Below are 25,706 nucleotides of genomic sequence, written 5' to 3' on the forward strand. Positions count from 1 at the left end.
GGACGCTGTGCGCAGCCTTGGACACGGCGCTCACCCTGCCGAACCGGGACTGCGGTGCGAGAGGTGGCGCAGGTCCGCCGAGCGGAGCCCGGCAGGCTGGAGATCGGAGCCGGGGTGCAGTTTCGCTCCAGCGGTGCCGTCCCGCAACGTCCGCCCGGTGTCCGCGGTTTGGGCGGGCGTGGGCGCCGGGGTGGCGCGGCCCAGGGCGTCGAGCGCGGCCTGGGGTCCATGGTCGCGGCGGATCGCGGCGATCTCATCGAGGTCCCAGGCCATGGCGCCGATGACGGTGCGCCGGTTGCCGCGCCGAGCTTCGACCGTCCCGCGCACGAGCAGCAGGCTGGAGTGGAAAACGGTCTTGGCGCAGGTGTGAGAGTCCTCGAAGAAGGCCAGATCAACAAGCCCTGAAACATCCTCAATTGTGGCAAATATGACTCTTTTGCCTGAGGGGATGGGCGGGGTCTGGGTGGCGGCCTTGACGCCCGCGACGAGAACCGGCTGTCCGTGGTGCAGGCCCTGCAGGTGTTTGGCGTCGGTGGCGCCGAGTTCGCGCAGCAGGCGGTGGTGGTGCTCGAGGAGGTGGTGGGTGAGGTCGACGCTGAGGACCTCGAGTTCGGCGGACAGGGTCTCGCGGCTGGTCATCTCGGGCAGGCCGGTGGCCTCGGCGGCCACGAGGTCGCCTCCGAGGGGCAGTTGTCCGTCCGCGGCGGTGCGGTTGCGGGACTGGCGGTGCAGTTCGGTGGCCTGGAGCAGGAGGTCCCGGCGGTTCAGGGTGCCCTGCAGTTCTCCGAGGGCGCCGATCTGGATCAGGCGCTGGGCGAGCGGGAGGGAGGGGCGGGCGCGCTGCCACAGGTCCTGAAGCGAGAAGTAGGGCTGGCCGGCCTCGATCCGGGCCGCTTCGGCATCGCTGATGCCGCGGACCGTGGACAGGGCCAGGCGTACTCCCCAGCCCTGCGCGGTCTGCTCCACGCGGTAGGTGGTGTGGGAGGCGCTGACGTCGACGGGCAGGATCTCGACGCCCTGCCGTCGGGCGTCCTGGACCAGGATGCGCCGGCTCCACATGCCGGGGTCGTGCTCCAGTACGCCGGCGAAGAAGGCGGCCGGGTGGTGCGTCTTGAGCCATGCGGACTGGATGGCGGGCACGGCGAAGGCAAGAGCGTGTGCCCGACAAAATCCGTATGCCCCGAACTCGCGGACGTCCGCCCAGACTTCGTCGGTCACGGTGGTGCTGTAGCCGCGGGCGGTGGCGGCCTGCCGGAACCATGTCTCGACCCTGGGGAGGCGGTTGGGGTCGGCCAGGGCCCGGCGGGCGACGTCGCCGGCGGCACGGTCGCATCCGGTCAACTGCACGAAGATCATGATTAGTTGCTCGTGCCAGATCACGACGCCGTACGTGTCGTCCATGATCGGCACGAGGTCGGGGTGCGGATAGTGCGGCTCCTCACGCCTGTGACGTGCGTTAATAAACCGTTCGGGCATCCCACTCGCGACGGGTCCCGGACGGAAAAGACTGATGTCGGCGACGATGTCCGCGAGGTTCTGCGGCTGCAGCCGCGAGATGAGGTCCTGCTGCCCGCTCGACTCAATGTTGAAGCAGCCCAGGACTCGCCCGCTGCGGATGAGCTCGAAGGTCGCCTCATCGGCGAGGTCGACGTGGTCGGGCGAGTCGAGGTCGAGCTGGCGGCCGGTGGTGCGGCGGATCTCGCCGACTGCGTGCGCCATCGCCGATTGGAGTCTCACGCCGAGCACATCAAGCTTCAGGAGCCCGAGATCCTCGACGTCGACCTTGTCGGCTTGCAACATGGGATATCCGGCTGGGGTGGGCTGGACGGGCAGTCGGTCCAGGAGCGACGCGTTGGAGATGATCACGCCGCAGGGGTGCATGGCGTACCCGCGCGGAAGACCGTCGAGGCCCGCCGCGAGCTCCCACAGAGGTCCGAACTGCTCGGCTTCCGCCGCGAGTTGCTGCAGTTCGGGCAGCTCTCGCAAGGCGCTGGGAATGTCGCAGGCCCTGACGTGCGGAAAGGCCTTCGCGATCCGGTCGACGGTCTGCGGCTCCAACCCCAGGGCGAGGCCGGTGTCCCGCAGGGCGTGTCGAGCCCGGTACGTCTCGGGCATCCCGGTGACCGCGACGCGTGCGCTCCCGAATCTCTTGAAGATCGCGTCATACACCTCGAGCCGGCGGGCCGACTCCACGTCCAGGTCGATGTCGGGCAGCGAGGTCCGCCGCGGGGACAGGAACCGTTCGAACAAAAGCCGGTTCTTGAGGGGATCGGCGGTGGCGACGAACAAGGCGTGGTTGACCATGGAGCCGGCGCCCGAGCCGCGCGCGGCCACGCGGATTCCCATCGCCCGGACGTCCGCGACGACTTGGGCGACCGCGATGAAGTAGCCCTCGAAGTGCATGTCCCCGATGATCTTGAGTTCGTAGTTCAGTTGGGCCATCGCGTGCTCGTCGCGGTCCAGGCCGCGGGCGACCATCCCGGCCTCGCAGCGCTGGCGCAGCAGCCGCATCCCGTCTCCCGGCTCCCGGCCGGCCCCCACTACCTGCGGTTCGGGAAAGTGCGGCCGGCCCAGCCCCAGATCCCGGACCGGATCGACTCGGCAGGCTTCGGCGGTCTGGACGGTCTCTTCCAGCAGTTGCTCGGCGCGCCGGGCGGGTGCGTCTGCGGCCGCGGCGACTTCCTCGGCGATCCGGCGCATCGCGGTCGCGTCCTTGAGGTAGCGCTCGCCGCAGTCGACGGGACCCTTGCGCGGGATGGGGCGCAGCAGCCGGGCGGCGTCCAGGACGTCGGCGAGCCGGTGCTGGCCGGCGGTGGCGTACCGGGCTGCGTTGCTCAGCACCACGGGGACGCCGGCCCGGTCGCCCAGCCTCAGGGTGTGGCCGGCCAGCCGCCGCGATCCCGGACCCAGGCCGGACAGTCCGTAGGACACCGCTTCGAGGCGCAGGTTCTCGCCCGCGACGTCCCGCCAGGGGGTCAGCAGTTGTTCGGCGAGGTCCGCGCGGCCGGCGGAGAGCGCCCGCGCCGGCTCCGAGGCGGGACCGAGCAGCACCATCAGCCCGCCGCCGATGTGTGCGCGCAGGGCTTCCCAGGATGCGATCGGGAAGGCGGCCTCCTGGTCGGCGTGCGCGGCAGAGACCAGCCGGACCAGCTGCGCCCAGCCGTCGGCTTCTTTCGCGAGCAGAGTGATGCGCAGCGGGGGTTCGGTGACGTGGGCGCCGCCGCGGACGGGGGTGCGCGGCCGCGTAGGCCGCGCTGCGTGGGCGACGGGGGCGACGGCCAGGTCCACGCCGAAGATGGGGCGCACCCCGTGGCGGGCGCATGCCTTCGCGAAGCGCACCGTACCGGCGACGGTGTCGCGGTCGGTCAACGCGAGCGCGGGAATGGCGAGCTCCGCGGCGCGGGCGACCAGCTGGTCGGGGGAGGAAGCGCCGTACCGCGCCGAATAGCCGGAATGGACATGCAGGTGGCCCAGGCCCTCCATCGCCGTCTCCGATCGTGCACTGGTCTCGTTCTGGATCCCCTCCCGAACCGCATTCGAACATGCGTACGATCCAGAGAGTACAGCCAGATACCTGATGTGGGAAAAGGGGCGCGAGCAACATCATGCGAACGAGGGACACGAGGGCCTGCTGCGGCGGCTGGCGTACGCCGTCGGGCACATCCAGCGATGCGATCGCAGGCTGAGGGCGTGGAGTTTCCCGTGGCGCTCGCGCTCGCCCAGGCCGTGCAGACGCTCCCGACCGCGCCCGGGCTCTGGTACGAGCCGAAAGCGGACGGTCACCGGGTCGCGCTGTGGCGGGAGGAAGACGGCGTGCGGCTGCAGGCCCGCTCCGGCCGGGACGTCACGGATGTCTGGAGCGATCTGGCTCGCGCCGGGATGCAGCTGGAGCCGGGGACGATTCTCGACGGGGAGGCCGTGGTCTACCGCGACGGGAAGATCGACTTCAGCGCGGCGCAGGCGCGTGCCGCGTCCTCCCCCACCCGGGCCCGTCTGCTCGCGCGGCAGTTGCCGGCGTCGTACGCGGTCTGGGACATCCTGGCCCACGCCGAGCTCGGCGATGTACGGATGCGCCCCTATGTGGAGCGCCGTGCCCTCCTGCTCGAGGTGCTCGAGGACGTCGGCCCGCCGATCCAGGCTCTGCCCACCACCCCCGATCCGAAGACCGCGCTGCTCTGGTACGAGGCGCTGCAGGACCAGGGCGTGGAGGGTCTCGTGATCAAGCCGGGGGCGTCGGTGTACCGGACCACCGGCCGGGTGTGGCAGAAGCTGAGGCATGCGGAGACCGTGGATGTGCCGGTGGTCGGCTACACCGGTCCGCCCGCCCGGCCGCGGGCGATCGTGGTGCAGCTGCCGGACGGGCGGATCGCGCTGTCGCAGGCGCTGACCGCGCCGGTGGCCGCTCAGGTCGCGGCGTACCTGATGGCGGCAGGCCCGCCCGGCCGCGCGCGTACGGACGCGGGCGATCCGTACCGCACCGCTCCCGCGGGACTGCTGGTCGAGGCGCTCGCCGGCACCACGCGGCATGCGGTGGTGACGGTCACCCGGGTGCGCTGACCGCCGGGCTGCGCGGGGTGTCGCGTCAGAATTTCCAGGGGACGCGGGCGAGGACCAGGCCGCGCACTTCGCGGGCGCCGGAGTTCAGCAGGCCGCCGGCGATGTAGTTGAGCTGGATGCCGGTGGTGCAGACGTCGTCGATCAGCAGGACCCTCCGGTCTTGAATTGCTGAGCTCAACGCCGGGGTGCCGCGAATGGCCAGACGGTGGTTCCAGGCGGCCTCTTCCTTGCCCACGAACCCGCGGTCCTTGGATGCCTCGGTGGTTCCGGCCTTCACCAGGAGGGGGTCGTTGGGGGTGGTCAGCGGCCAGCGCTCGGCGGTGTCCTCGGCGTACGCCGCGCCCATGATCGCTTCGATGTGCTGGAGGGGTTTGCGGTCGGCGTGGGTCGGGTTGCCGACGACGAGGTCGATGTCGTGGACCAGGTGCGGGTGGGTTTCCATCCAGCCGATGAGCAGGCGGCCGAAGATTGCGGCGAGGAACTCGTACCCGGGTGTCTCTTTGAAGATGCGCAGGTAGGCGGCGAAGGTGCCGCTGTACTGGGCGACGGCGTCGATGCGGGTGATGCTGCGGGCTCGGCGCTCGCGGCCTTCGGGCCATCCGCACAGCGTGTTCACGCAGGCGCGGCCGGGGGCGAGGGCCTGGCTGCAGATCAGGCAGTGGTCGTCCGGGATCGGCTGCAGCGTCTTGCCGGCGCAGGCTCCGCAGATGCGGGGCGTGCCGTTGATGAGGTAGGCGCAGCGGCGGCAGTTGGGAAATCCGAGGGGCTCGGGAAGGGCGTACTGGCTCACAGCACCGCCAGCGCGAGCTGGATGCGCTGCTGGCTGGCCTGGTGAATCCGCTCGGGGGTGGTCAGGCGCTGGAGGACGTCGTCGAGATCGGTGACCTCGGTTGCTCTGTGCTCGTCGAGCATCTTGCGGGCCCAGGGCTGGGCGGTGGCCAGGGAGCGGAGCAGGAAGACCTGTTTGCCATGCTCGGCGGCGATGCGGGCCTGCATTTTGGCGCCGGAGGTGCTGGAAGCCTCGATGACGACGGAGCCCATGGTCGCGCCGGAGGTGACGACGTTGCGGCGCGGGAAGGTCCACTTGGCCGGTGGACTGGTCGGCCAGAACTGGGAGAGCAGGGCGCCGCCTTCGGCGAGGATGCGGTCGGCCAGGGGCCGGTTCTCCGCCGGGTAGATGCGCGCGGCGATGCCGGTGCCCATGACCGCGACGGTGCGGCCCTGCGCGTCGAGGGTGGCCTGGTGGGCGGCGGCGTCGACTCCCTTGGCGAGCCCGGAGAAGACCGCAACGTCGTGCTCGACGAGGCCACGGGCCATGCGGGCGGCGCGTTTGAGGCCGATGTCGGTGGCGTTGCGGGTGCCTACGACGGCGACCGAGCGCGCGTCGGTTGGCTGGAGTGGACCGCGGTGGAAGAGGAACGGGGGCAGGTTCGGGACCAGACGCAGATTGTCCGGGTAGTGCGCGTCGATGACGGTGACCAGCTCGGCGCCTGCCTTCTCGGCGGCCTCGAGTTCCGTCTCGGCGCGGGCGCGGGCGTCGTCGAGGCCCTCGGCCAGGGCACCGCGCAGGATCGGCAGGCACCTGCGGGCGGCAGTGGATTCCTCGGGAATGTCGCCGTTGAGGAGGGCTTCGAGGCCTGCGGGGCTCTGGCTGGTGCGAGCGAGCAGGTGCCAGTCGAGCGTGTGGTCCTCGTGCCGTAGGGCACACAGCGTGAGCAGGTTCTCCTGCTCTTGAGAGAGGTTCATGCGGGTTCCTTCTACTCGTGGCCCGGTGCTGTTCGAAGGAGAAGCGTGCTCTTGGGCCGTTCTCATCATCCCATCGACCCGGTGGTGGTGTCAGGCAGCTAGGCCCGGAGCGGGTCGCGCAGGCGTGGGGGTGACGGGCTACTGGTGGCCGCTGTGACGTTCGAGGCCACCGGGACACCGGGACGGGTCGGCGGCTCCGCCGGCGCCCTTGAATGATCACCAGTGTGCGGTGGTCGGTCGGCTGGGTTCGGTTCGGACCGGGTTTGTCCGCTGCGGCTGTCGGTGGCACTTCAAGGCAGCCCGGGCCGATAGCGTCCGGGCAGGCCCTGGCAGTGAGTACAAGGTGGGATTCCCGTGGCGCGTCGCCGGATGGCGTTGACGGTGTTGATGCGCGCCGAGCTGTCCGAGGCCGGTGTGGACGTGCCGGCCGTCGTGGGGGCGAGCGCGGCGCTGGTGCATTCCGGCGGCGCCAAGTGGCACGTGCCGGTGACGGGCAAGGCGTACGGGCAGTGTCAGCACGCCGCGAAATTGCGGACCACCGAGCCTCAGGTCGTGGTGCTGCTCGACGTACTGCCGCAGGTGTGCGCGCACTGCGTCGCGGCCGTGCCGGTCGACGACGGGGTGCGAGCTTTGTGGCATGCGTGTGAGGAGATCGTCGCGGCCGCCCGGACCGTGCGCGGTCTGCGCGACGCGATGGGCGGCAAGACCGTCAAGACCTGGTCCGGGTATGCGCGGGCGCTTGCGGCGGCCGCGCACCATCATGACGCCGACGTACGTCGGCTGCTCAAGCCCTGGCTCGTGGATGCGGTTCTCGGCTCACAGGCCTGGCGGGTGCTGCGCGCCTGGACGCGCGTGGTGGAGAAGTCGCAGGCCGCGCTGGACGACTACCGGGCTGCCGCGCCGGCGGCCGGGCAGACCGCGGCGATCACGGGGGCCTGCGACGCGGTCGCCTCGGCTCCTGAGGTACATCAGCAGTCCCGGGCTCTGGCGAGGGCGGTCCACGGCTCGGGAAGTCCGTACACGTGGGGACGGGCGGATGTGTGGTCGGTGGTGCGCGAGGCCTGGGGTCTGGCCCGTGCCCAGGGCCAAGACGCTGCCGCTGCGCATGAGTTCGCTCGGTCCAAGGTGGCCCAGCTGTGGGGCGAGGCGAAGGTGACGGACGTGTCTGCGCTGCCGACGCCGGCGCACACCACGCCGTGCGGGCACAGCTCGCCGGCGTCCTGGGCGAACGCCGAGTTCGACCATCTGTTGCGCGAGCACGTTGCTGCCTGGTGCCGCCTGTTGGAGGAGGCGCTGTCGGCGACCGTGGTGGTCGAGGACACCGAGGAGTGTCTGCTGCTCGTGGCGGCCTGGCCGCTGATCGCCCCGGAGGACCGTGACTTGGCGTACTTGGCGCAGTGGCCGCAGGTCGGGCCGAGCGTCCCCTCCCCCGCCCGGCGCGATCCGTACGCAGCTGACCGGGAAGCCCTTGCCGTCGTGCTGAGCGTGCCGGCGTTCGCCGCCGAGCAGGCCGTCCAGCATGCTCGCTTCGACAAGGGCCGCCTCACGATCGGACCGCGGCTGCCGGTGGGGGCGGCGGCCAGCGACACGGTCCAGGAAGCGGCCCGCGCGCTGCTGCGTACCGTCTACCCATTCCTCGCCGAGGACCTTGCCACGGACGGACGCCGGCCGCGGCCGTCCGCCGAGGTCCGCACCGCCCGGGCGGTGGAACGCGACGTACGGGAGGCCGACTTGGCGCTGCGGCTCGTCCACGAGCCCGACGCGGAATCGAAGCAGCGTCGGCGGGACGACTTGGAGCGGGGGATCTGGTCGTGGGTCCCCGACGACACCGCTTCCGGGCCGGCGGCCCGCGAGCTGCACGAGCTGTGCGACCCGTACGGGCTGTACGGCGATCTGCGGCTGCGGGTGGAGTGCGGGCCTCGCGGCACGACCAGCCTGAAGACGCTCTTCGGCCGCCTGGTCGTCTGGGACGTCGGCCGGCGGATGCTGGAGTTCGCTCCCGTCGGCGGACACGGAACGTTGACGGTGCCCATGCACCGCATCGTTGCTCTCACCGGTGACCGGTATCGGCGCGGCCGTGACGAGCCGCCGCTGTGGGAGGACTACGAAGCCCCGCGACGCCGCTGGTGAGGCGCACCCGACGTCGAGGGCTTCGGTGCGTCAGCAGCCGTACGACGTCAGGATCTTTCGGGACGCCCGGTTGGCCGGGGTGAGGTGGTGGATGCCCCCGTCGACCGCGTTGTCCAGGCGCAGGGCCGGCAGGCCGGGCTCGAGCGGATCGACGATGAGCCGGCCGGGATGGTCGGCGTCGTAGGCGCTCTGGGAGCGGTTGAGGTCGTACGGCGTGGAGTGCAGGCAACGCCCCGGACCTCCGAGTTCGGCTTCGTACCGGTCCAACGCCCGCGGGAAGATCGCGTGGGCCCAGTCGTACGCCGAGCTCATGACGACCAGCAGCACGACGCCGGCGAGGGCGCTCTGCCAGAGATAGAGGCCGGTACGGGCGAGGAGCCGGTGCGCGAGGTGGTAGACCGCCGCGGCCGCGAGGAGCGCGCCGGCGTACACGGCGGCCAGGGCGAAGTGCTGGTGGTGGTGCCAGAACTTCGAGGCCAGCGCCAGGTGGAAGCCGGTGAACATGGCGACGAAGGCGGTGAAGACGGCGAGCACTGCGGCGGGTGGCCGGTAGTCGGGCTGTCCGGCCGCGTTTCGGGGCGGATCCAGTCTGCGCAGGATCGGCGGCATCCTGCTCCGCGCCGCGCGAGTGGCGGGCGAGGGCGTACGGCGGCCGCGGGCCGGCTCAGGGGTGTGGTTGGTCATGCTTCCGTCCGGTGAGGGTGAGCTGCGCGATGCCTGGGCAGCACGGGTTCAGAATGTCGCTTCCTGGAACGGGTCCAGGTCGGCGCCGGCCTCCCATTCGGTGAGGACGGCGCGGAACCTGGCCACGAACTGGGGGCTGGCGTACGGCCTGGCCTCCACGTGCCGCAGGTAGGACTCGGCGCCTTGGAGGAGACCCGATCGCGGGTACTTGATGACGAGCGCTTTGTGCGTCCCGGGGGTCAGGAGGTGACTCCAGGCGTCGAAGTCGGCGCCGTCGGGGACCGATGCGGGGATGTGGCCGTCGACGAAGCCGCCGGTCGGCAGTTCGCATCTCCAATGGGTTCGCGTCGCGCAGCGCTCGCAGGCAAGGACACCGGGCAGGGCCGGGAAGCGGCGCTTCCACTCTCGGTCGAGGGCGTGGACATCCTGCGACAGCGGGATCGGCTTGCGGCACAGGGCGCAGGTGATGCGGAACTTCGGGACGGCCATCAGGCGGCTCCAGGTGAAAGGGGCAGAAGATCTCGGCGTGGCCACGGATCGGGGCTGAGGCAGGACGGCCGGCAGTCGCGACGCGTGGGGTGCGGACGGGCGGTGTCAGCGGACCGCCTTGGGGCGCGGGCCGGGGCGGGGTTCGCTCACCGTGGCCTCGTGCTGCCGGCCGGGCGGCGTGTGGACCTTGCGCGAGAGGCGTATGCGGCGGGAGGGCCATCGGCTGGCGGGGCGTAGCGCGTCGTCGCAGGCCTGCTCGAGGGCGGCGAGGAACTCGGCGGGGTGCTGGGTGGGGATGCGGTGTCCGCCGCCGGCGATGACGTGGAGCTGGGCGGTGGGGATCTGCGCGGCGAGCCGCAGCGCGTGGACGGGCGGGATGGTCTGATCGCTGTCGCCGACGAGGATGTGAACGGGGATGCGGCTCAGTGCGTCGAGGCGCTGTGCCACGTCGTGGCTCATGAGTGCTTTGAACCAGCGGCCGGCGATGTCGATGGGTGGCTGGGCGTAGGGCCGGGGACGGACGAGTTCCCGGATCCGGGCTGCAGGGCGCGGCGCGTGGATGGCGACGGCCGCCATGGCGTGGCGGGACAGGCCGACGAGCCGGGTGAGCGGCGGGTGGTGGGCGGCGGTGAGGTCGAGGTCGCCGCCGGTGGTCGCGACGAGCAGGGCGCTGGTGACCTTGTCGCCGATGAGGTGCGGGAACTGCGCGGCGAAGGACAGGGCGGCCATGCCGCCCATGGAGTGCCCCACGACGAGGACCGGGAGCCGGCCCGGTGCGGTGGCGGTGATGACGGCGTTGAGGTCGTCGGCGAGCAGGGGGATGGAGGGCAGCGCACGGCCTGACGTGGAGTTGCCGTGTCCGCGTTGGTCGTAGCGGACGATGCGGGTGCGGGGACGGGGTAGTTGGCGGACATGTTCGTCCCACAGGGAGGCGGCGGCCTGCCAGCCGTGCGACAGGACGATGACGAGGTCGGGGTCGTCGGGGCCGTCGACGTAGAGGGCGAGGCGGGCGCCGTCGGCGCGTTGGAGTTCGGCGCGGGTGGCGGGGTGGGTTGTCATGGTCAGCTCCGGGCGGCCAGGGGGATGGTGAGGTCGATGAGGCCGTCTGCGGCGCGGGGGACCCAGATGTTGCGGCGTCGCAGGATGGCGAGGGCCCGGGTGTTGGTGGCGCCGAACTGGGCGGTGACGGTGTGGCAGTCGGGCTCGGCGGCCGCGGCGGCCAGGGCGTGGTCGGTGAGCTGGGTGCCCAGGCCGCGGCCCTGCCACAAGTCGCCGACCAGGACGGCGAGTTCGTAGGCGTGCGAGGTGCGGGTCTTGAGGAGATGCGTGAGAGCGACGGCGGTGTCCGGGGCGTCGCGGAGTGTGGTGAGCCAGCTGGTGCCCGCGGATGGATGCAGCAGTCTGGCGTACTCGGCTCGTTTCAGCTCCCGGCGTGGGGTGGCATAGCGGGCGTAGCGGCTGGCGAGTGAGCAGCCACGGTGCAGTTCGTTCACCGCTTCCAGGTCCCCGAGTCGGGCTCGGCGGGTGAGGAACGGCGATTCGGGTGGGGCCGGCTCTGCCGGGGCCTGCGTGAGGGTCGTGGTGGTGGTCAACGCCGCTGCTCCTTGGCTCGTCGTGAGGGCGCGCCCGGACGGGGGCGGGCCGGCTTCGCGGCTCAAGGTGGCAAGGCGGACCTGTGGACAGAGACCGCCGCCGAGCAGGCTCATCCCTCGGGTTCGGCGAACGGGATCTTGCCCTTGGAGCGTCGCTGGCGGTCCACGGCCCGCCGTGCGGCCCGGTTCAGGCGGGGGTGTTCCGTGTCCCAGTCCTCGTCGGGGACGACTACCTCCTCGCTCCCGACGAATCTCTCCCACCGTGTTCCGGGCGTGGCACGTCGCTCGTTCCAGGGGTTGCTGGAGGGTCCGGACATGTCGCATCTCCTTCGGGGTGGCGGGTCAGGCTGGCTACTTGGTGCGGGCGGGGTTGTTCTTGCGGCGCAGCCGGCGCCGGGCCCGCTGCTCGCCGGCGCGCACGGATTCGGCCTGCTTGCACGGCTCGCACGCGGTCTCGCCGGCGCGCATGTGGCGCTGGTAGGCGGCCGGGGTGCCGCAGGGGTGGGTGAATCTCGTGTAGCCGCGGCCTGTCCAGCCGACTGGCGGATAGCCGGCGGCGGCCCGCTCAGCACTGGTTTCGCCGCCCCAGGTGCCCCACTCGCCGCTGTTGCGGGCCTGGGTGCGGCACGCCTCGGCCAGCGGGCACCCCGCGCACAGTTGCTTGGCCGTGGGGGCGAGCACGTCGTCGTGGAAGATCTCGGGGTCGGCGTCGGCGCAGGCGGTGAACTCGACGTTGGGCCGGGTGAGTTGGGTGATCATGCGGCGGTGCCTCCGGTGACGGCGAGGAGGAGCAGGAGGCCGTCGCGCTGGTTGTAGAGGTCCTCGAGCTCGGGGTCGGTGATGGTCGATACGGTCCGGCGCGTGGCCGGTGCCGGGTGCTGCTGGTCGAGGTCGGCCTCCCACAGGGGGCGGACGGTGCTGGTGTTCATGTGGCTTCTGCTCTCGTTCGGTGCGGGGTGGGCTACTTGGGGCGCCGGATGCGGCTCTTGCCTTCCAGGAGGGCCCGGCGGGTCTGCTGGTATTCGGTGGAGCCGCTGTTCGGGGTCCGCATGGTCCGCGGCAGCGTGCCTGGCGCGGGGGTGGTGCTGCCGACCAGGGCGCGGACCTCCTGGTAGTGGGCGGATCCGTCCTCGCGGGTACGGGCCGGCTCGCGATCGGGCGGCGCCTTGGCCGGCGTGGACTTCACCAGGGCCCGGGTGGCCTGGTAGCCGGCGGCCCCGTCCTCGCGGGTGCGCAGTCGACCCGGGATGACGGGCGCGGGCGACGTCTGCAGTGCCGCGCGCACCTGCTCACGGCCCCGCGCCCCGATCGGCGACGTGCGCAGCGGAGCGCGAGCGGCCACTTCAACCGGCTCGTCCGCCGGGCTGTCCTGGGTGTGCGTCGGGCGGATGCGGGAGCCGACCGGAAGGACCCGGATCTTCTGCACGGTCTGCGAGCCGACCGCCTTGTTCACCTGCTCGATGAGCTGGGCGCTGATCAGCTGGGCCTGAAAGGCCCAGGAGGGGTTGTCCGGGACCAGGTCGAGGCGGCCGCTGTCCGGGTGGAAGGCCGCGGGCTGCAGGTGCGCTGCCACCTCGGGGGTGACGATGTCCTTCCACCGGCCGATCACCTCTCCCCCGCCCTTGGGCTTCTCCCAGCCGCGCTCGATCACGAGCCGGGCCACGGCGCCGCCGAGGCCGAGGGGTTCGCGGCCGGTGCCGTGCAGCGCGGTGGCCGGCCGCTTCGTGCTCGGCTTGCGCTGGGCGCCGGCGCCTCGGCGTCGGGCGGCTTCCTTCTGCGCGATCAGGGCGAGGCGGCAGAGGTCCAGGCCGGTCGGCTGGTCGGCGCTCATGCGGGCCTCCAGGTGTGGACGATGCCGCGGCCGAGACGGGCGAGGCGCTGGGCCTGCTCGACCAGGGCGTTGGTGAACAGCCGGCGGGCATAGTCCTCGCCGCAGGTGCTGACCGTGGCGTGGATGAGCGCGTGGTCCTTCAGCGCGGCCGCGCGCAGGTCGATGACCTCGTCGCGGGTGAGCTGGGCGAGATCGACCAGTCCGTCGTCGCCGACGGTGAGGTCCCGCTGCTCCGGGGCGGCCGACGGCTGCTGCAGCTGGGCGAAGGCGCTCTCGACCTCGCGGGCGACGGCGCGGCTGGCCGGCTGCTGCCACTGGCCGTCCCACTCGGCGTGCCGTTCCTGGGCGGCGGCGCGGGAGTTGCGCCACCAGGTCACGATGGCTGCCCGCTTGGCGGGGGTGTCGTACAGGCGCTCGGCGCCCTTGAGGCGGTAGGCGAGGAATCCGGAGGGCCGGCGTACGTGACCTGCGGCGCTGTCCTGGCTGATGACGGCGATGACTTCGGTGGCGCTCCAGCCGGCGTCGGCGACGTGCCGGACGATCCAGGCGATCCGCGGGACTGCGGCTCGGCCGAGCCACGGGACCTGTGCGACGAGTTCGGCGGCGAGCTGGTAGCGGCGGCCGGTGGTGTTGAGCTTCTTCTGGGTGGACTTCTTCTGGGTGGGGGACTCGTGCTGCCCGCTGGCGAGCTTGCTCTCAGAGGGAGGGGGAGTATCACCGGTAGAAGAAGAACCAGAAGTACCAACCACCATTGGGGTGCAAGGCGATGCCGCCGAAGTCCCCTTCACCGGCTGCCGATTAGCGGTGTTTGTCCGCTTCCGGCGCAGGGGGCGGCGGGCGGCGGCGTGCAGTTCCTTCAGCAGCGGGATGCGGTCCCGGGCGAAGCCCCGTACGGCGCGGATGAGCGTGTCCGAGGGGCCGGTGCGCAGGCCGGCCGCCTCGTCGAAGACCGGGGGGATGGTGCGGGCGAACTCGGAGGCCCTGCCGCCGACGCCGCGGATGCGGGTGCCCTTGGCGAGGTACGTGAGCAGACCGGCCTCGCGCAGGATGGCGAGGTGGTACTTCACCGTGCGGGCGGACATCTTCAGCCACGTGACGAGGTTGGCGATGCTGGGGCGGCACTCGGTGAGGTGGGCGATGGCGTGGGCCGTGCGCCAGGTGGTCTCGCCGACCTTGGCCGGGCCGTGGGACTTGCCAGCGGTGCGCGGCGCGTACTTGTAGTGCCAGTACACGGCCTCGAGCCAGGCGTAGCCGTCGGGCGCGATACGGCCGCGGGTGTTCTGAATCCACTGGGCAGCTTCCGGCACGTTCAGCACAGCGGCATCAGGATTCGCCGACGCGGCGGCCGGGGGGTACGCGGGTGGAGCGGTGAGCGTGGGCACGGTCAGTCCTGGGTGATTTTGGGTGTGCTGGAGGAGCCCCGTGGCGTTGGCCGCGAGGTCGGGGGGAGTCGGTTCAGTCGAGAGGGAAGGCCATCTGGACCGGTTCTTCGGCCGGCTCGGTCCGAGCCGCGCGCGGCCGGGCCGGCTGGATGATCGCGTGGCGCGGGGCCGGCTCTCCGGGCTTCTGCCGGGGGACGGTTCGGGCGCCGGTGAACCGCGGGCGGATGGGCCGAACCGGGCGCTCTGAGCGGCCGACGATGCGCGGAGCCCGTGGCTCCTGCGCTTCTTCCGCAGCGATCTTGGCGAGCCGGCGAATCTCCCTGGTTGACAGCTTGGTCATGCGGGCGATGCGGTTCTCGGGCACTCCGCGGGTGAGGAGCTCAAGGACCTGCAGCTCGGAGAGCGCCCGGTCCGGGTTGAACTTCGGCCAGGGAGCGGCAGGCTGGACGGTCGCCTTCTCGCTCGAGGCGCTGGAGTCCTGCTCGCTGCTCAACAACTGCCTCCTGTCTTGAGGGGCACCGGGTCAGTCGGTGCGAAATGGGGTGGGTGCACACCTGCCGAAGACCTCGCGGACCCAACACCCGGTCAAATCGCGCCAATTGGGCAATTCGGCAGATGGTGAGCAACTTGATGTCTCGCTCGGGTGGATTTCCGCCGCTGCTCGGGCGGCACGTGAAGCCGAACCGGGCGGCTGGATTCGAACGCCGCCCGCTGTGCGACTAGTTGCTGCTCACGCGGGCGGACGCGCTGCCGCAGTCCCGGCCGCATGGCTGAAAGTCGATGCTCCGGTCCCGTGGGACGCGAGCACGATCAGATACCGAAAACCCTGACTGACCTGCCGCTGCGCGCGGCGTGATGGCACACTCATCCTGTCTCCACGAGGTGACGCCGGAACTGGCCACCGGGTTTGCGACGCCGAGGTTGGCCAGTTCCGGCCCCGCGCAGCCCTCTTGGGCATGCGGGAGCTGATGGGACGAGGGTTGACGGATGCTTCCCGCCAAGATCCTCGATGCCGCAATCTATGCTAGTTAGGCTCTGGCATCAAGTTTGTGGTTAGAGTGCCTCCGACGCATGATCGACCTGCCCCGCGCCTATCAGGAGTCCCTGGATGCCCGCACGCAACTTCGACGGACGCCGCCTGAGAGCCGAGCGTCGAGCAGCGGACCTCTTTCAGGCGGACATCGCATCGGGCGTGGGCGTCAGCAAGCCCACCGTCGCCGACTGGGAGAACGGGAACGCCTTCCCTCAGCCGGAGAAGCTGCCGTCCATCGCCGCGGCCCTGCGCAAGCATGTGGACGATCTCTTCCCGCGGTACGGCGACCCGGACTTGGCGGACCTGCGATGCGATGCCGGGCACACCCAGCGCAGCGCCGCCGAGGCGCTTGGCGTCAGCCGGGGTCCCCTTCAGAACGCCGAGCGCGCGAAGCGCAGACTGGACCCGAAGCTCCTGCCGCGGGTGGCTGCTGTGTACGGGGTGACCGAGGCCGAGGTGGAGGCCGCCCAGGCCCGCTCCTTCGGTGAGTTCCGCCCCCCTGCGCCTTCGTCGGCGCCGGCGCTGCAGCACGAGCGGCTGGCACAGAAGATCAACCGGCTGCTGGCGACCTTCCCGACGCCCCCCTTGGACGAAGAGCTCGCCGAGGCCATCAACGAGACCGCCGGCGCCGACGTCATCACCGCCGGCCAGGTCGCCGAGCTGCGGCAGGGCACTCGCCCCACCCCCGAGGTCCTGGCCGGCACTCCCGAGGTCATCGTGCACGAGGGACTGGGCAAGTTCTTCGACGTAACCCCGCAGTTCTTCCTGCCGGTCAAGGACGCCGAGCAGCAGGTGCTGGACATCATGGCGCTGCTCGCCGGCGAGGACGAGACCTCCAGGCTCGCCCTGGCCGCGCGCGGCGGCGAGGGCGGCCTCTCCGACGGGTTCGTGAACAGGCTTCAGGAGCTGGTCGCGCAGATGAAGCAGGGCCAGGCCCCCCGCGCCGGCGACCCGAAGATCTAGTTCGCCTCGAGCACCTACAGCAGCCACAGGCCTGCCGTGGCCAGGCCCAGTGACGCGCCTGCGGCCGTCTGCGCCACCGAGTGGTAGCCCAGGGCTACCCGGGACCAGCAGACCGCCAGCACCACGGGGTAGACGAGGAGCCACCACGGCGAGTGGACCACGGCGAGCAGGGTCACCACTGAGGAGGCCACAGCCGAATCCACGGAGATCTTCCAGGACTCGTTGACGGTGAGCAGCCCGACCGTCATCAGCCATAGCGCGATCATCGCAAGCAGGATGTCGCGGGGGGCGTGTGCGGCCAGCATGATGAGTGATCCGGTGCCGATGGAGGCAAGGATCACCAGGAAGATCGGCAGGCGCTGGGTGCGGTCGACGACGTGCCGGTCTCCCCAGGTGCCCTTCCTGCGTTCGTAGTTGATGTACGCGGCCGGCACCACGCCGGCGCACAGCGCCGCGAGCAGTCCCCACAGCGCCCCGCCCCAGTGCCCGGCGGCCGCGATGCCGATTCCGGTGAGGCCGGCGACGAGCACGTTGCGCGGCTGGAAGACGTCGGTGACCGCGCGCGCCGCGCTCAGCATGAGGACTCCCGGGCGGCGTGCAGCAGTTCGCGGGCCTGCGCGTCGCTGATGGTCACGTAGACGCCCTGGACACGCAGCAGCCAGGTGGCCTCGGCGCCGCTGTCGCCGATGGGTTTGTCCGGCAGTGCGCCCGAGGGGAGCTCGTCGCGTTCGCCGGCGGCCACGGCGACCAGCGCGGCCTTGATCCAGAAAGCCTCGGCGGCCGGCGCCTCGTCGAGGTGATCCACCACTGCGTCCTCGGCGGCCTCGAGCAGCCCGGGCGGAGAGAAGTGCCGCAACTGCTCGACTGCGTCCGCGATGTCCTGGACCCAGCGATCCAGGCGTACGTCCAAGGGCGGGGCGATACGGGTGAGTTCGCGCAGGCGAGAGCCGGGCGGGTCGAAGCTGATCTGCGGGATCGCGGTCATCAGGTCCCGCCACAGCGGGTAGAGCTGCTGCAGCGCCCGCCAGTTGCCCCAGCGTGCGTTGGCCGCGTTGGTGGTGGGCACGGAGGCGCCGAGCGCGAAGAAGAAGAACAGCACCTGCTGCAGTACGTCCGTGGTGTTGCCGACCAGCTGGTCGACCTGAGCAGAGGCCGGGGCGGCCAGCGTGACCCACAGGTAGGCGGTGCGGGTCACGACGTAGAGAACGCCCAGGGCCATGGCGAACGCCATGAGCGCCAGGCCGATGCGCAGGAGCCGGGTCTCGGCGCGCCGTGCGGCGCTGGTCCACTGGTAGCCGCAGACCGCGCTCGCGGCGCCGAGGAACAGATAGAAGATCGTCATGTAGGCCGTGGCGCCCCACTGGCCGGAGTGCTCGGCGATGAAGTCGTCGGACGGGTGCGAGCGGTTCACGACGGTGAAGAACATGACCGTCATCAACAGCATGGCGGCGAACGCGGTCTTGTAGGCGAGGCGCTGGATCCAGCGGGACACCAGGACGTGGCGGGGAACCTCATCGCCTGCTTCCGCCCGGCCGTAGGCGGTGACGACGAACGTGAGGATCGACAGGATCGCGATCACGCTGACGTAGTGCTTGACCAGGATGGATATGTCGGTCGCGGGGGAGGTGTTCAGCGCCTCCTTGACCGCGGGTGTCTTGAGCCAGAGCGCCAGGGCGAAGCCTGCGAAACAGCCCCACAGGGCTCGCCGCCGGGTGTCGGAGTCCTTGGCCAGGGCGCCGCGCGAACGCCACACGGCCACCCCGGTCATGGTGGCGGCCACCGCGTAGGCGAGGAAGTCGATCACGGAGTCTCCGAGTCAGTTCTGGGTGCGCCGGCGCACGGCGACGGGGTGGGACAGCGAGGCCTCCAGGAGGCTGAGCATGTCGTCACCAACGGGCTGGCTGCGGGCAATGCGCTTGATGAGGGAGGCGGCGAGTTCGGCCTCTCGCTCCTCTGGGGTCTCGTAGCGGGTCCGGGCCTGGAAGACGGCCTCGGAGCCCATGCGTTCGGCGATCCTGTCCCGAACGGCCTGGGGCAGGTGCTGCTCGAGTTCCTTGCAGCTGAGCGTGGTGCCGTGGTTGAACCACTCGTGGGCGAGCTCGTGCAGGACGGTGTGCTGGGTCTGGTTCGGGGTGGGCCGGCCCCGGTAGAAGATGAACGTCACGTCGTCGAAGCGCGCTCTGAGGCCGCAGGCCGTGCGCAGGTCGGCATCCGGCTCGATGATCTCCACGAGCTCGATCTTCCGGTTCCGGGCCCTCTCGATGTTCTCGACGAGAGCCGGGATGCTGAACGGCACGGGCAGCGGGAAGTCCTCCAGGCCGCGCTCGCACCTCTGACGCAGGCGGCGCATTTCACGCCAGTCCCCCAAACCACCCATCGTGTCTCCCCCGTTGGCCACATGTCCCGCTGGGCCATGCTCCAGCGGCTCGGTCTCGCTTTGGCGAATCATCTCGCACGTACGTTCTAATCGTTTGGGAGGGGTGGTCCCCGCCTCCCGACAGAGTTGCCGCCCGGTCCCACCCCCGTGGGGCCCGGGCCGCGGGGGCGTCAGTGCCCCATGCCGCCGCCACCGTCGACCGGGATGACGGCGCCGGTGATGTAGCTGGCCTCGTCGGAGGCCAGGAAGGTGATCGCGGCAGCGATCTCCCCGGGCTGAGCCATCCGCTGCAGCGGTATCTGGCGCACCATGGACGCCTTGATCTCGTCGGACAGCGCGGCGGTCATCGCCGTCTCGGTGGCGCCGGGGGCGACCACGTTGACCGTGATGCCGCGGCTGCCGTACTCGCGAGCGAGCGAGCGGGCGAAGCCGACCAGGCCGGCCTTCGATGCCGCGTAGTTGGCCTGTCCGGCCTCGCCCCGCAGGGCGACCGTGGAGGAGACGAGGATGATGCGGCCGGCGCGGGCCCGCAGCATCCCTCGGCTGACCCGCTTGGCCAGCCGGAATGCGCTGGTGAGGTTGGTATCGAGGACCGAGGTGAAGTCGCCCTCGCTCATCCGCATGAGCAGTTGGTCGCGGGTGGCGCCGGCGTTGGCGACCAGGACCTCGACAAAGCCGTGGGCTTCCTCGGCCTGCTTGAAAGCGAGGTCGATCTCTTCGGTGTCGGTGATGTCACACCGGACCGGCAGGCATCCGAGCTCCACGAGGTCCGCCGGCGGCTCGCCGCTGCGGTAGGTGAACGCAACCTTGTGGCCTGCCTGGGCGAACGCGCGGGCGGTGGCGTGGCCGATTCCGCGGCTTCCTCCGGTCACGAAGATCGAGCGGGACATGCGACTGTCCTTTGCGCAAGCACCCCAACCGGGGTGGTGTGAATGGTCCTTGACGCCTGCATCCGGTGCGTGCGTTGCGCCGACCATACGACCGCCCACTGACGCCCCTGGGCCCTTTAAGTTGGGGATAAGCACCCCGAGGGGAACTGTCAGTTCCCTTCATGGACAATGGAAACTGACAGTTTCCATAGCGGAGGGTGACGGCGCAGGCCAACTTCCTTCCGGCAATTGGCCTTTCGCGAATCCGGCGCCGCTTCACCGAGTGGAGTAGACCACTGGAATCTGTGATCCAGGTCACATCAACGGGGTGTTATTCAAACGTTATGAGCGCGCAGCGAACGGCCAGCCCGTCCATTACGCGAGCCCTGCAGAATGCGCGCGCACGTCTTGTATCGAGTGAAATTCCCGAGTTCGAGGAGAAGACGGGCAATCGCCCATCCATGAGGCCCGGCATCACCCAAGTGCAGGCCGCAGCCCTTCTCGGCCGGAGCCGCCAGTGGTTCGCGAAGCTGGAGAACGGCAGACCGGCCAACTACAGCGACGCATTCCTGGACGACGTACGCCAGACGCTGGCGCTGACCCGAGAAGAATGGGCAGTCGTAAAACTTGCCACCGGGCACCTTGCCGCCCGGTCTGCCGAGCACGCGGGCGACCTTCCCTCCCCGAAGGTTCCAACTGCCCTGCGCAGGTTCGTGGAGGGCGTCGAACCGTTCGCGGCCTACATCAACGACTTCCGCTGGGACGTGCTCGTCTACAACAAGCACATGGCCCGCACCCACCCCTGGGTCGAGCACAACGAGAACGTCATGGTCTGGGCCCTGACCTACGCCGAGGCCAGGCACCGCCTGATCAACTGGGAGCAGGACTGGGCGCTGCCCATGCTTGCCCAGCTCAAGCTCCACGACGAGCAGTGGGGCGCAACGGACCGCCGCATGCGGGAAGTCGTCGCCCGGGTCCGTGCCGACCGCAGAATCCGGGAGCTTTGGGACTCCCCGCACGTGCCCTCGCTGCAGCACCCTCCCGGCGACGGACAGCGCCGCTTGCGCATGCCCGGGTACGGAAACCGCGAGTTCACTATCAGCCTGCTGCCCATGTCCCCTGCAGGTGAGGACGAATTGCGCTTCATGGCCGTGGTCCCCGCGGACGACGCGTAGAGACCCGCCAGCGGGTTCTGTGAAGTTCCTGTGCGCCTGCGGAGGTGGTCTATTGCTTTCCTCCAAGGATCCTCAGCGATTACTCCAACGCCGCAATCCGAACTGGTAGGACACTTTCCTATCGCTGATGTGACGGCTCGCATAGTCATCGTCCGCACACCTCGCTTAGATTGCGCTCACGCACGTGCGCCTGCGAACCAGTCGAGACTTCTTCACCACCACGCAGGAGCACGAGGTCCGCTGCGATTGCAATGAACTCAAGTGCCGCAGTCCGAGCAATGCTCTGCCCCCCAACCCCGTGGGGCAGGAAGGTCCCGCGGTCCGCACCCAGACCGCGCCCACGGCTTCGCCGGCTGCTGCACCGCACTTCCCCCCACCGTGCGCGTCCAGCCTCCTGCGGCCCATTCGTCCGTTCTGCCTCGGAGCTCCCATGACGCACGCCCATGTCACCCGGCCCAGCATCGTGCTGGGTGCCTACCCGGTCACCATGGACGACATCTGCGACGACATCGCGCGGGCTCACGGGGACGACCCCAAGATCGCCCGGAACCTGCGGATCGCCCGCCACACCCAGGTCGCGTGCCGGCACTTCAGCCGCCCCCTGACCGATGCCGTGGTCGGCGGCGATGCCCGGATCACCGAACGGAACCAAGCCGCTTTCGCCGACTCCGCGGCTCTCGGTGTGCAGGCGGCGAGCCGGGCCATCGCGGACGCCGGCCTCGCCCCCGGTGACATCGACTGCGTAGTGAGCAGCCACACCACGTCCTGGACAGTGCCGGGCCTCGACGTGCACCTCGTGCAGAACATCGACGGGATGCGCCCGGACGTCGCGCGCATGCCCATGAGCACCCTGGGATGCGCCGGCGGCGCCCAGAGCCTGGTCAAAGCAGCCCAGTTCGTACGAGCCCACCCCGGCAGCCGGGTCCTGGTCGTGGTCGCCGAGACGCTCAGCACCGTCTACAACCACCGCGACACCAGCACCGAGTCCATGATCTACAAGTCGTTGTTCGGGGACTCCGCCGGCGCCTGCGTGGTCAGCGACACCCCTCTGGGGCCCGGCCTTCGGATCGACTCCACCTGGGAGTACCTGCTGCCTTCCAGCCAGACGCGCTACTCCGGGCGGCTCGACGGCGCCGGGCTGCACTTCGATTCCACAAAGGCTGCCGTCGCGGCCACATCCGACGTGATGCCCGCCCTCACGGCATATCTGGCCCAGCGCGGCCTGCACACACCGGACTTCGCCGTCATCCACCCCGGCGGCCCGCGCATCATCGACGACGCCGCCCGCGGACTCGGCCTTGACCAGGACACCGGACTTGAGGACAAGCAGCGCATCGCACGGCACTCCTGGGCGTCCCTGCGCGAGGAAGGCAATCTCGGCGGAGTTGCTGTGCTCTCCGTACTCTCCCGCACCCACGACGATCCGCCGGCCGACGGCGACCGCGGCGTCCTGGTCGCCTTCGGCCCCGGCTTCGCTGCCGCCGCGTGCACGGCCACCTGGAACGCCTGATCCAGGTCGGCTTCCTGCGTCCTCCCCTCCCGTCTGCCTTCCAAGGACCTGCCATGGCACAGCGCCTGATCCCGTACCTCGTCGACGACCTGACCGGGGAACGCGGCGATGTCGCGCGTCATCATGTGGCCCTGGACGGGAGGGTGTACGAGGTGGACCTGGCGCCCGACACGTACGCCCAGCTGGCGCTGCTCCTCAGGCCCTACCTCCAGGCCGGCCGGCGAGTCACCACCGCACCCGGCGCCTGGACGGCTGCACCACCCGCCGAGTCGTTCCCCGTCTCCTCGACTACCTGATCCCGCGGGACAGTCCGCGCGGGCCGCGCGGCATCGACGGCGGGCGCTCCGGCCTGCGTCGCACGGTGCCGGCGATCAGTCCGGGAGATGGCGTTCCTCGCTCGTGGCCCACCAGCCCACCAGCTGTGCCAGCGTCTTGTGTCCCAGCTTCAGCCGCAGTTCGGCCAGCGCGGCGTTGACGGTCTTCGAGCTCACCTTCAGCTCCGTTGCCGCCTGCTGCTGCGTCCGGCCGGCGAGCAGTTCACGCAGCACGGACCGCTGGAAGGCATTGCTGATGGTGTTCACGGTGGGGTCCTCGGTCCCCCGCCACACTGCGGCGCGATGCCATTTCAGTTCGAACTCCGCGACCAGCAGCGCCACGACGGCGGGATGCCGGATGCAGTAGGCCCCCCGCATGTGAGTACGCCCTTCCACGTGGTCAAGGACGAACGCGCAGTCGTCGATGATGACGGAGCGGTGGAACTCCTCGGTCATCGTTCTCACCTGCGCCCCGGCGGCCGTGACGCGGGCTACATAGGCCCGCTGGTGCTCCACGGCTCTGCCTGCGCCCGAGTACAGGGTGCGCATACTCACTCCCCGCGCGAGCATGCCCAGGTCTCGCGTTGTGGAGCGAACGAGGCTGTCGGGAGGGCGTGGCCCCGGCTGGGCGGTGAGGAGGTGCTTCGTTGCGATGAGCGAGGCGTTGGTGATGGCGTCGTTGACAGCGTCGAGGCCGTCGATCCATTCGATCCCGCTCTCGCCCCGCCCCGTCGCGCAGTGCGCGAGTTCGATCTGTTCCAGCAGGCCCGGCAGGCCGCGCAGATCGGCCAGACCCGCGGCGACCTTCGCATGCGCGGACTCCCGCAGCAGCGCCTCCGCCTCACGGCGGCCGGTATGCACGAACTGGCCCGGGGAGTACGGGTCTTCGACGACCAGCTTGAGTTCCACCAGCCGCTCGAAGTGCTCCTTGTCGCCAAGGTCGAGCGCTTCCCGGCGGCGCACCTTCCGGTAGACGGCCAGGTCCGCCTCCGTCAATGCCGGGATAGCACCGGAATGAAGCAGTTCATCCGCATCCATACGGCTCTGTCCTTCCGGTGTTGCACCTTACGTACGTACGAAGCTCGTTACGCATTGATCTTATGGTGTGACCTTCGGTGAACTAGAGCCACCGTCTGCATATGCCAGACGTGTACGCCCGCACGGCGGTTGCACGCCGCCGACCAGCGAAGGAACCACCCTGATGCCCACGAAGAACCTGCACCGGACCATCACGCTCCTGCTCGGCGCCGCTGCCGCACTGCTCCTGGCACTGGCCGCCGCGCCTGCCCACGACGCCCTCACCTCGTCGGCCACACACATCACCGCCGGCGAGAACGACAGCGACTGGGGCCGGGCGCCGCTCACCACGACCGGCGACTCCGACAGCGACTGGGGCTGACGTCACAGCGCAGCAGGCGACACGTACCACCGCTCCCCACTCCGCCCGCACACGTGAGACCTCGAGGCACCGCATGTCAACGAGCCAACTGCGCGCCAGCAGGACGGCCGGGCCGACCGAAAGGCCAGACCTGGACCTCCTCAACATCCCCCATCTGCTGCGCGACGTAGAAGTCATCACCGGTCGGCAGATGATCCTGCGTCCGCTGCCCGATTACATGGACAGCGTTACCGCCGGCTGCGGTCTGCGGCTGTCCGCCCCCGGCATCACGCGAATCCTTCATCCGCACGGCGCCGGCCGCCGCGACACACAGCGGCACATCCTGCACAGCCTGGCCCACGCGCTCCTCGACCACGGCCGGCCGCTCACCTACGGCGAGATGCAGCGGCTCATCCCCCAGCTCGGCCCCAGCATGGTCGGGAGAATCCAGCAGGGCGCCGGGACCACGCTCGTCGGGTCCTACACAGCAGAGGACGAGACCGTCGCCGACGCCCTGGCCGACGCGTTCCCCACCCTGGACACCACGGCCTCGAACAACCGCGGCGGCCTCACTTCCCTCCTGCGCAGCCGGCCCGGGATCAAGTACCCGCGTCTGCTGGGACGTTGCGGCTGACCCACGCCGCATTCCTCAAGCCCAGCACCGGCCGGGACGGCGAACTCGTCCCGGCCCTCGTGTGTGCGGACGCGGCAACGCACCGGGCAGGAGCGGCTCAGACCGTGCAGGGCATGGGGCGGCCGCCGTTGAACGCGACCATGTCGCCAAGCGGTGGCCCGATGGGCAGCTCTGCACCGAGCGGCTGTCCGGTGTGCTCGGCGTAGGCGCGGTGGAGATTGCCGACGATCCGTTCGGCCTCTGGAAGATCCCGATACGGGCCGAGGTCGCTGCGTTGAGCCGTCTCCAAGGGACTCCATCCCGCAGCGAGTCCCTCGGCGGCAAGGTGGTCGATCCACCTCAGGTACGCAAGGTTCTCGTCGATGACCTCGACGCCGGCGATGGGTCCGTGTCCGCTCACGATGGCCTGCGGGTCGAGCGCGCGCAGCTGCTCCAGGACGCGCAGGCTCCCCTTGACCGAGCCCATGAAGACGAACGGGGTGGCCTGCGAGAAGACCAGGTCTCCGGCGAAGAGGATCCGGTGTTCAGGCAGCCAGGCCACGATGTCGCCGGTGGTGTGGGCCGGCCCGAAGTGAATGAGTTCGACCGGCAGGCTGCCGAGGTGCAGCGTGAGCCGGTCGGTGAACGTCACCTGCGGCACGGTGAGTTCAAGTTGCCCCCAGCCGGCGTCGGGCCAGATCTGGGTCAGGTTCAGACCGTCGCGCAGGATCGCGGAGCGGGTGTGCTCGTGCGCGATGACGGTGGCCTCGGGGAAGGCGCTCGCCCCATAGTGGTGATCACCATGGTGATGGCTGATCACCAGCCTGGTGATGGGCAGTTGAGTCCGACTTGCGATCTGGGCCCGCAAGCGGGCCGCGCTCCGCGGCGTCGCGGTGCAGTCGATGAGGGTCACGCCGTCCGGCCCGGCCAGGACGCCGGCGTTGCTGACGCACCATCCTCCCCGCGGTTGGAGATGGGCGTAGACCTGACCTGCGACGAGCTCGTGCAGGCGCGGGTCGGGCGTCGGTTGTTGAGCCGGGAGGAGCGGGCTGGGCACGTGCTT

Annotated in this window: 27 protein-coding genes; 8 read left to right on the plus strand and 19 right to left on the minus strand. The window is 70.3% G+C overall.

Going from position 1 to position 25,706, the window contains the following annotated elements; translation table 11 throughout:
• Positions 1 to 30 precede the first annotated feature (30 nt).
• Positions 31 to 3,483, minus strand: a complete 3,453-nt coding sequence (locus OG430_RS47985) for a DNA polymerase III subunit alpha (protein WP_327359612.1) — start codon at positions 3,481 to 3,483, stop codon at positions 31 to 33.
• Between the two features lie 207 nt (positions 3,484 to 3,690).
• Here OG430_RS47985 and OG430_RS47990 point away from each other — a divergent pair, with 207 nt between their 5' ends.
• Entirely contained in the window at positions 3,691 to 4,557 is an 867-nt protein-coding gene (locus OG430_RS47990) for an ATP-dependent DNA ligase (protein WP_327359613.1), read from the plus strand.
• Positions 4,558 to 4,582: 25 nt separating this feature from the next.
• Here OG430_RS47990 and OG430_RS47995 read toward each other — a convergent pair whose 3' ends face one another.
• Both OG430_RS47995 and OG430_RS48000 read right to left on the minus strand, forming a co-directional pair.
• Complete coding sequence (locus OG430_RS47995; protein WP_327359614.1) at positions 4,583 to 5,347, minus strand: ComF family protein; 765 nt, start codon at positions 5,345 to 5,347, stop codon at positions 4,583 to 4,585.
• Positions 5,344 to 6,303: a DNA-processing protein DprA gene (locus OG430_RS48000; RefSeq protein ID WP_327359615.1), complete on the minus strand. Its 960-nt coding sequence runs from the start codon at positions 6,301 to 6,303 to the stop codon at positions 5,344 to 5,346. The genes OG430_RS47995 and OG430_RS48000 overlap by 4 nt, the downstream gene beginning before the upstream one ends.
• 354 nt (positions 6,304 to 6,657) lie before the next feature.
• Between OG430_RS48000 and OG430_RS48005 the strand changes: the two genes are divergently transcribed.
• Positions 6,658 to 8,433: a hypothetical protein gene (locus OG430_RS48005; protein WP_327359616.1), complete on the plus strand. Its 1,776-nt coding sequence runs from the start codon at positions 6,658 to 6,660 to the stop codon at positions 8,431 to 8,433.
• A gap of 30 nt (positions 8,434 to 8,463) precedes the next feature.
• Here the strand turns inward: OG430_RS48005 and OG430_RS48010 are convergent, their stop codons facing one another.
• From OG430_RS48010 to OG430_RS48055, 10 genes are all read right to left on the minus strand, one after another.
• The gene (locus OG430_RS48010; protein WP_327359617.1) at positions 8,464 to 9,117 is read right to left on the minus strand and encodes a hypothetical protein; all 654 of its coding nucleotides are present in this window, start codon (positions 9,115 to 9,117) and stop codon (positions 8,464 to 8,466) included.
• A 48-nt stretch (positions 9,118 to 9,165) separates the two neighbouring features.
• Positions 9,166 to 9,606, minus strand: coding sequence for a hypothetical protein (locus OG430_RS48015; protein ID WP_327359618.1), 441 nt, complete (start codon positions 9,604 to 9,606; stop codon positions 9,166 to 9,168).
• 105 nt (positions 9,607 to 9,711) lie between these two features.
• The gene (locus OG430_RS48020; protein WP_327359619.1) at positions 9,712 to 10,665 is read right to left on the minus strand and encodes an alpha/beta fold hydrolase; all 954 of its coding nucleotides are present in this window, start codon (positions 10,663 to 10,665) and stop codon (positions 9,712 to 9,714) included.
• Between the two features lie 2 nt (positions 10,666 to 10,667).
• A complete protein-coding gene (locus OG430_RS48025; RefSeq protein WP_327359620.1) occupies positions 10,668 to 11,198 on the minus strand; it encodes a GNAT family N-acetyltransferase in 531 nt (176 codons plus the stop codon).
• A 110-nt stretch (positions 11,199 to 11,308) separates the two neighbouring features.
• A complete protein-coding gene (locus tag OG430_RS48030) occupies positions 11,309 to 11,515 on the minus strand; it encodes a hypothetical protein (RefSeq protein ID WP_327359622.1) in 207 nt (68 codons plus the stop codon).
• A 34-nt stretch (positions 11,516 to 11,549) separates the two neighbouring features.
• Positions 11,550 to 11,957 carry a WhiB family transcriptional regulator gene (locus OG430_RS48035; RefSeq protein ID WP_327359623.1) on the minus strand — a complete coding sequence of 136 codons (408 nt, stop codon included), beginning with the start codon at positions 11,955 to 11,957 and terminating at the stop codon, positions 11,550 to 11,552.
• A complete protein-coding gene (locus OG430_RS48040; protein ID WP_327359624.1) occupies positions 11,954 to 12,127 on the minus strand; it encodes a hypothetical protein in 174 nt (57 codons plus the stop codon). Before OG430_RS48040 ends, OG430_RS48035 begins: the two co-directional genes overlap by 4 nt.
• 32 nt (positions 12,128 to 12,159) lie before the next feature.
• Positions 12,160 to 13,029: a DUF721 domain-containing protein gene (locus OG430_RS48045; RefSeq protein WP_327359625.1), complete on the minus strand. Its 870-nt coding sequence runs from the start codon at positions 13,027 to 13,029 to the stop codon at positions 12,160 to 12,162.
• The gene (locus tag OG430_RS48050) at positions 13,026 to 14,411 is read right to left on the minus strand and encodes a helix-turn-helix domain-containing protein (protein WP_327359626.1); all 1,386 of its coding nucleotides are present in this window, start codon (positions 14,409 to 14,411) and stop codon (positions 13,026 to 13,028) included. The genes OG430_RS48045 and OG430_RS48050 overlap by 4 nt, the downstream gene beginning before the upstream one ends.
• Positions 14,412 to 14,484: 73 nt before the next feature.
• Complete coding sequence (locus tag OG430_RS48055) at positions 14,485 to 14,904, minus strand: hypothetical protein (protein ID WP_327359627.1); 420 nt, start codon at positions 14,902 to 14,904, stop codon at positions 14,485 to 14,487.
• A 615-nt stretch (positions 14,905 to 15,519) separates the two neighbouring features.
• Here OG430_RS48055 and OG430_RS48060 point away from each other — a divergent pair.
• Entirely contained in the window at positions 15,520 to 16,407 is an 888-nt protein-coding gene (locus OG430_RS48060; protein WP_327359628.1) for a helix-turn-helix transcriptional regulator, read from the plus strand.
• Between the two features lie 14 nt (positions 16,408 to 16,421).
• Here the strand turns inward: OG430_RS48060 and OG430_RS48065 are convergent, their stop codons facing one another.
• The 4 genes from OG430_RS48065 to fabG form a co-directional block, all read right to left on the minus strand.
• A complete protein-coding gene (locus OG430_RS48065; RefSeq protein WP_327359629.1) occupies positions 16,422 to 16,985 on the minus strand; it encodes a hypothetical protein in 564 nt (187 codons plus the stop codon).
• Positions 16,979 to 18,211 (minus strand): MAB_1171c family putative transporter, encoded by a 1,233-nt coding sequence (locus tag OG430_RS48070; protein ID WP_327359630.1) that lies wholly within the window; start codon positions 18,209 to 18,211, stop codon positions 16,979 to 16,981. The genes OG430_RS48065 and OG430_RS48070 overlap by 7 nt, the downstream gene beginning before the upstream one ends.
• A 12-nt stretch (positions 18,212 to 18,223) precedes the next feature.
• Entirely contained in the window at positions 18,224 to 18,757 is a 534-nt protein-coding gene (locus tag OG430_RS48075) for a hypothetical protein (protein ID WP_327359631.1), read from the minus strand.
• A gap of 197 nt (positions 18,758 to 18,954) precedes the next feature.
• Entirely contained in the window at positions 18,955 to 19,674 is a 720-nt protein-coding gene (gene fabG, locus OG430_RS48080) for a 3-oxoacyl-ACP reductase FabG (protein WP_327359632.1), read from the minus strand.
• Between the two features lie 440 nt (positions 19,675 to 20,114).
• On the opposite strand from fabG, the gene OG430_RS48085 reads away from it, so the two are divergent.
• The 3 genes from OG430_RS48085 (at position 20,115) to OG430_RS48095 (ending at position 22,634) form a co-directional block, all read left to right on the plus strand.
• Positions 20,115 to 20,828, plus strand: coding sequence for an MmyB family transcriptional regulator (locus OG430_RS48085; protein ID WP_327359633.1), 714 nt, complete (start codon positions 20,115 to 20,117; stop codon positions 20,826 to 20,828).
• Between the two features lie 430 nt (positions 20,829 to 21,258).
• On the plus strand, positions 21,259 to 22,338 hold the full coding sequence (locus OG430_RS48090; RefSeq protein WP_327359634.1) for a PhlD: 1,080 nt from the start codon (positions 21,259 to 21,261) through the stop codon (positions 22,336 to 22,338).
• A 53-nt stretch (positions 22,339 to 22,391) separates the two neighbouring features.
• Positions 22,392 to 22,634, plus strand: coding sequence for an Lsr2 dimerization domain-containing protein (locus OG430_RS48095; protein WP_327359635.1), 243 nt, complete (start codon positions 22,392 to 22,394; stop codon positions 22,632 to 22,634).
• Between the two features lie 75 nt (positions 22,635 to 22,709).
• On the opposite strand, the gene OG430_RS48100 is transcribed toward OG430_RS48095, so the two are convergent.
• The gene (locus tag OG430_RS48100) at positions 22,710 to 23,690 is read right to left on the minus strand and encodes a LuxR C-terminal-related transcriptional regulator (protein WP_327359636.1); all 981 of its coding nucleotides are present in this window, start codon (positions 23,688 to 23,690) and stop codon (positions 22,710 to 22,712) included.
• A 163-nt stretch (positions 23,691 to 23,853) separates the two neighbouring features.
• Here OG430_RS48100 and OG430_RS48105 point away from each other — a divergent pair, with 163 nt between their 5' ends.
• Positions 23,854 to 24,051, plus strand: a complete 198-nt coding sequence (locus OG430_RS48105) for a hypothetical protein (RefSeq protein WP_327359637.1) — start codon at positions 23,854 to 23,856, stop codon at positions 24,049 to 24,051.
• 73 nt (positions 24,052 to 24,124) lie between these two features.
• A complete protein-coding gene (locus tag OG430_RS48110; RefSeq protein ID WP_327359638.1) occupies positions 24,125 to 24,664 on the plus strand; it encodes a hypothetical protein in 540 nt (179 codons plus the stop codon).
• Between the two features lie 97 nt (positions 24,665 to 24,761).
• Here OG430_RS48110 and OG430_RS48115 read toward each other — a convergent pair whose 3' ends face one another.
• Positions 24,762 to 25,700 (minus strand): MBL fold metallo-hydrolase, encoded by a 939-nt coding sequence (locus OG430_RS48115; RefSeq protein WP_327359639.1) that lies wholly within the window; start codon positions 25,698 to 25,700, stop codon positions 24,762 to 24,764.
• Positions 25,701 to 25,706: the final 6 nt, after the last annotated feature.

The sequence above is a fragment of the Streptomyces sp. NBC_01304 genome, from assembly GCF_035975855.1.
In the GTDB taxonomy this organism is placed as follows: domain Bacteria; phylum Actinomycetota; class Actinomycetes; order Streptomycetales; family Streptomycetaceae; genus Streptomyces.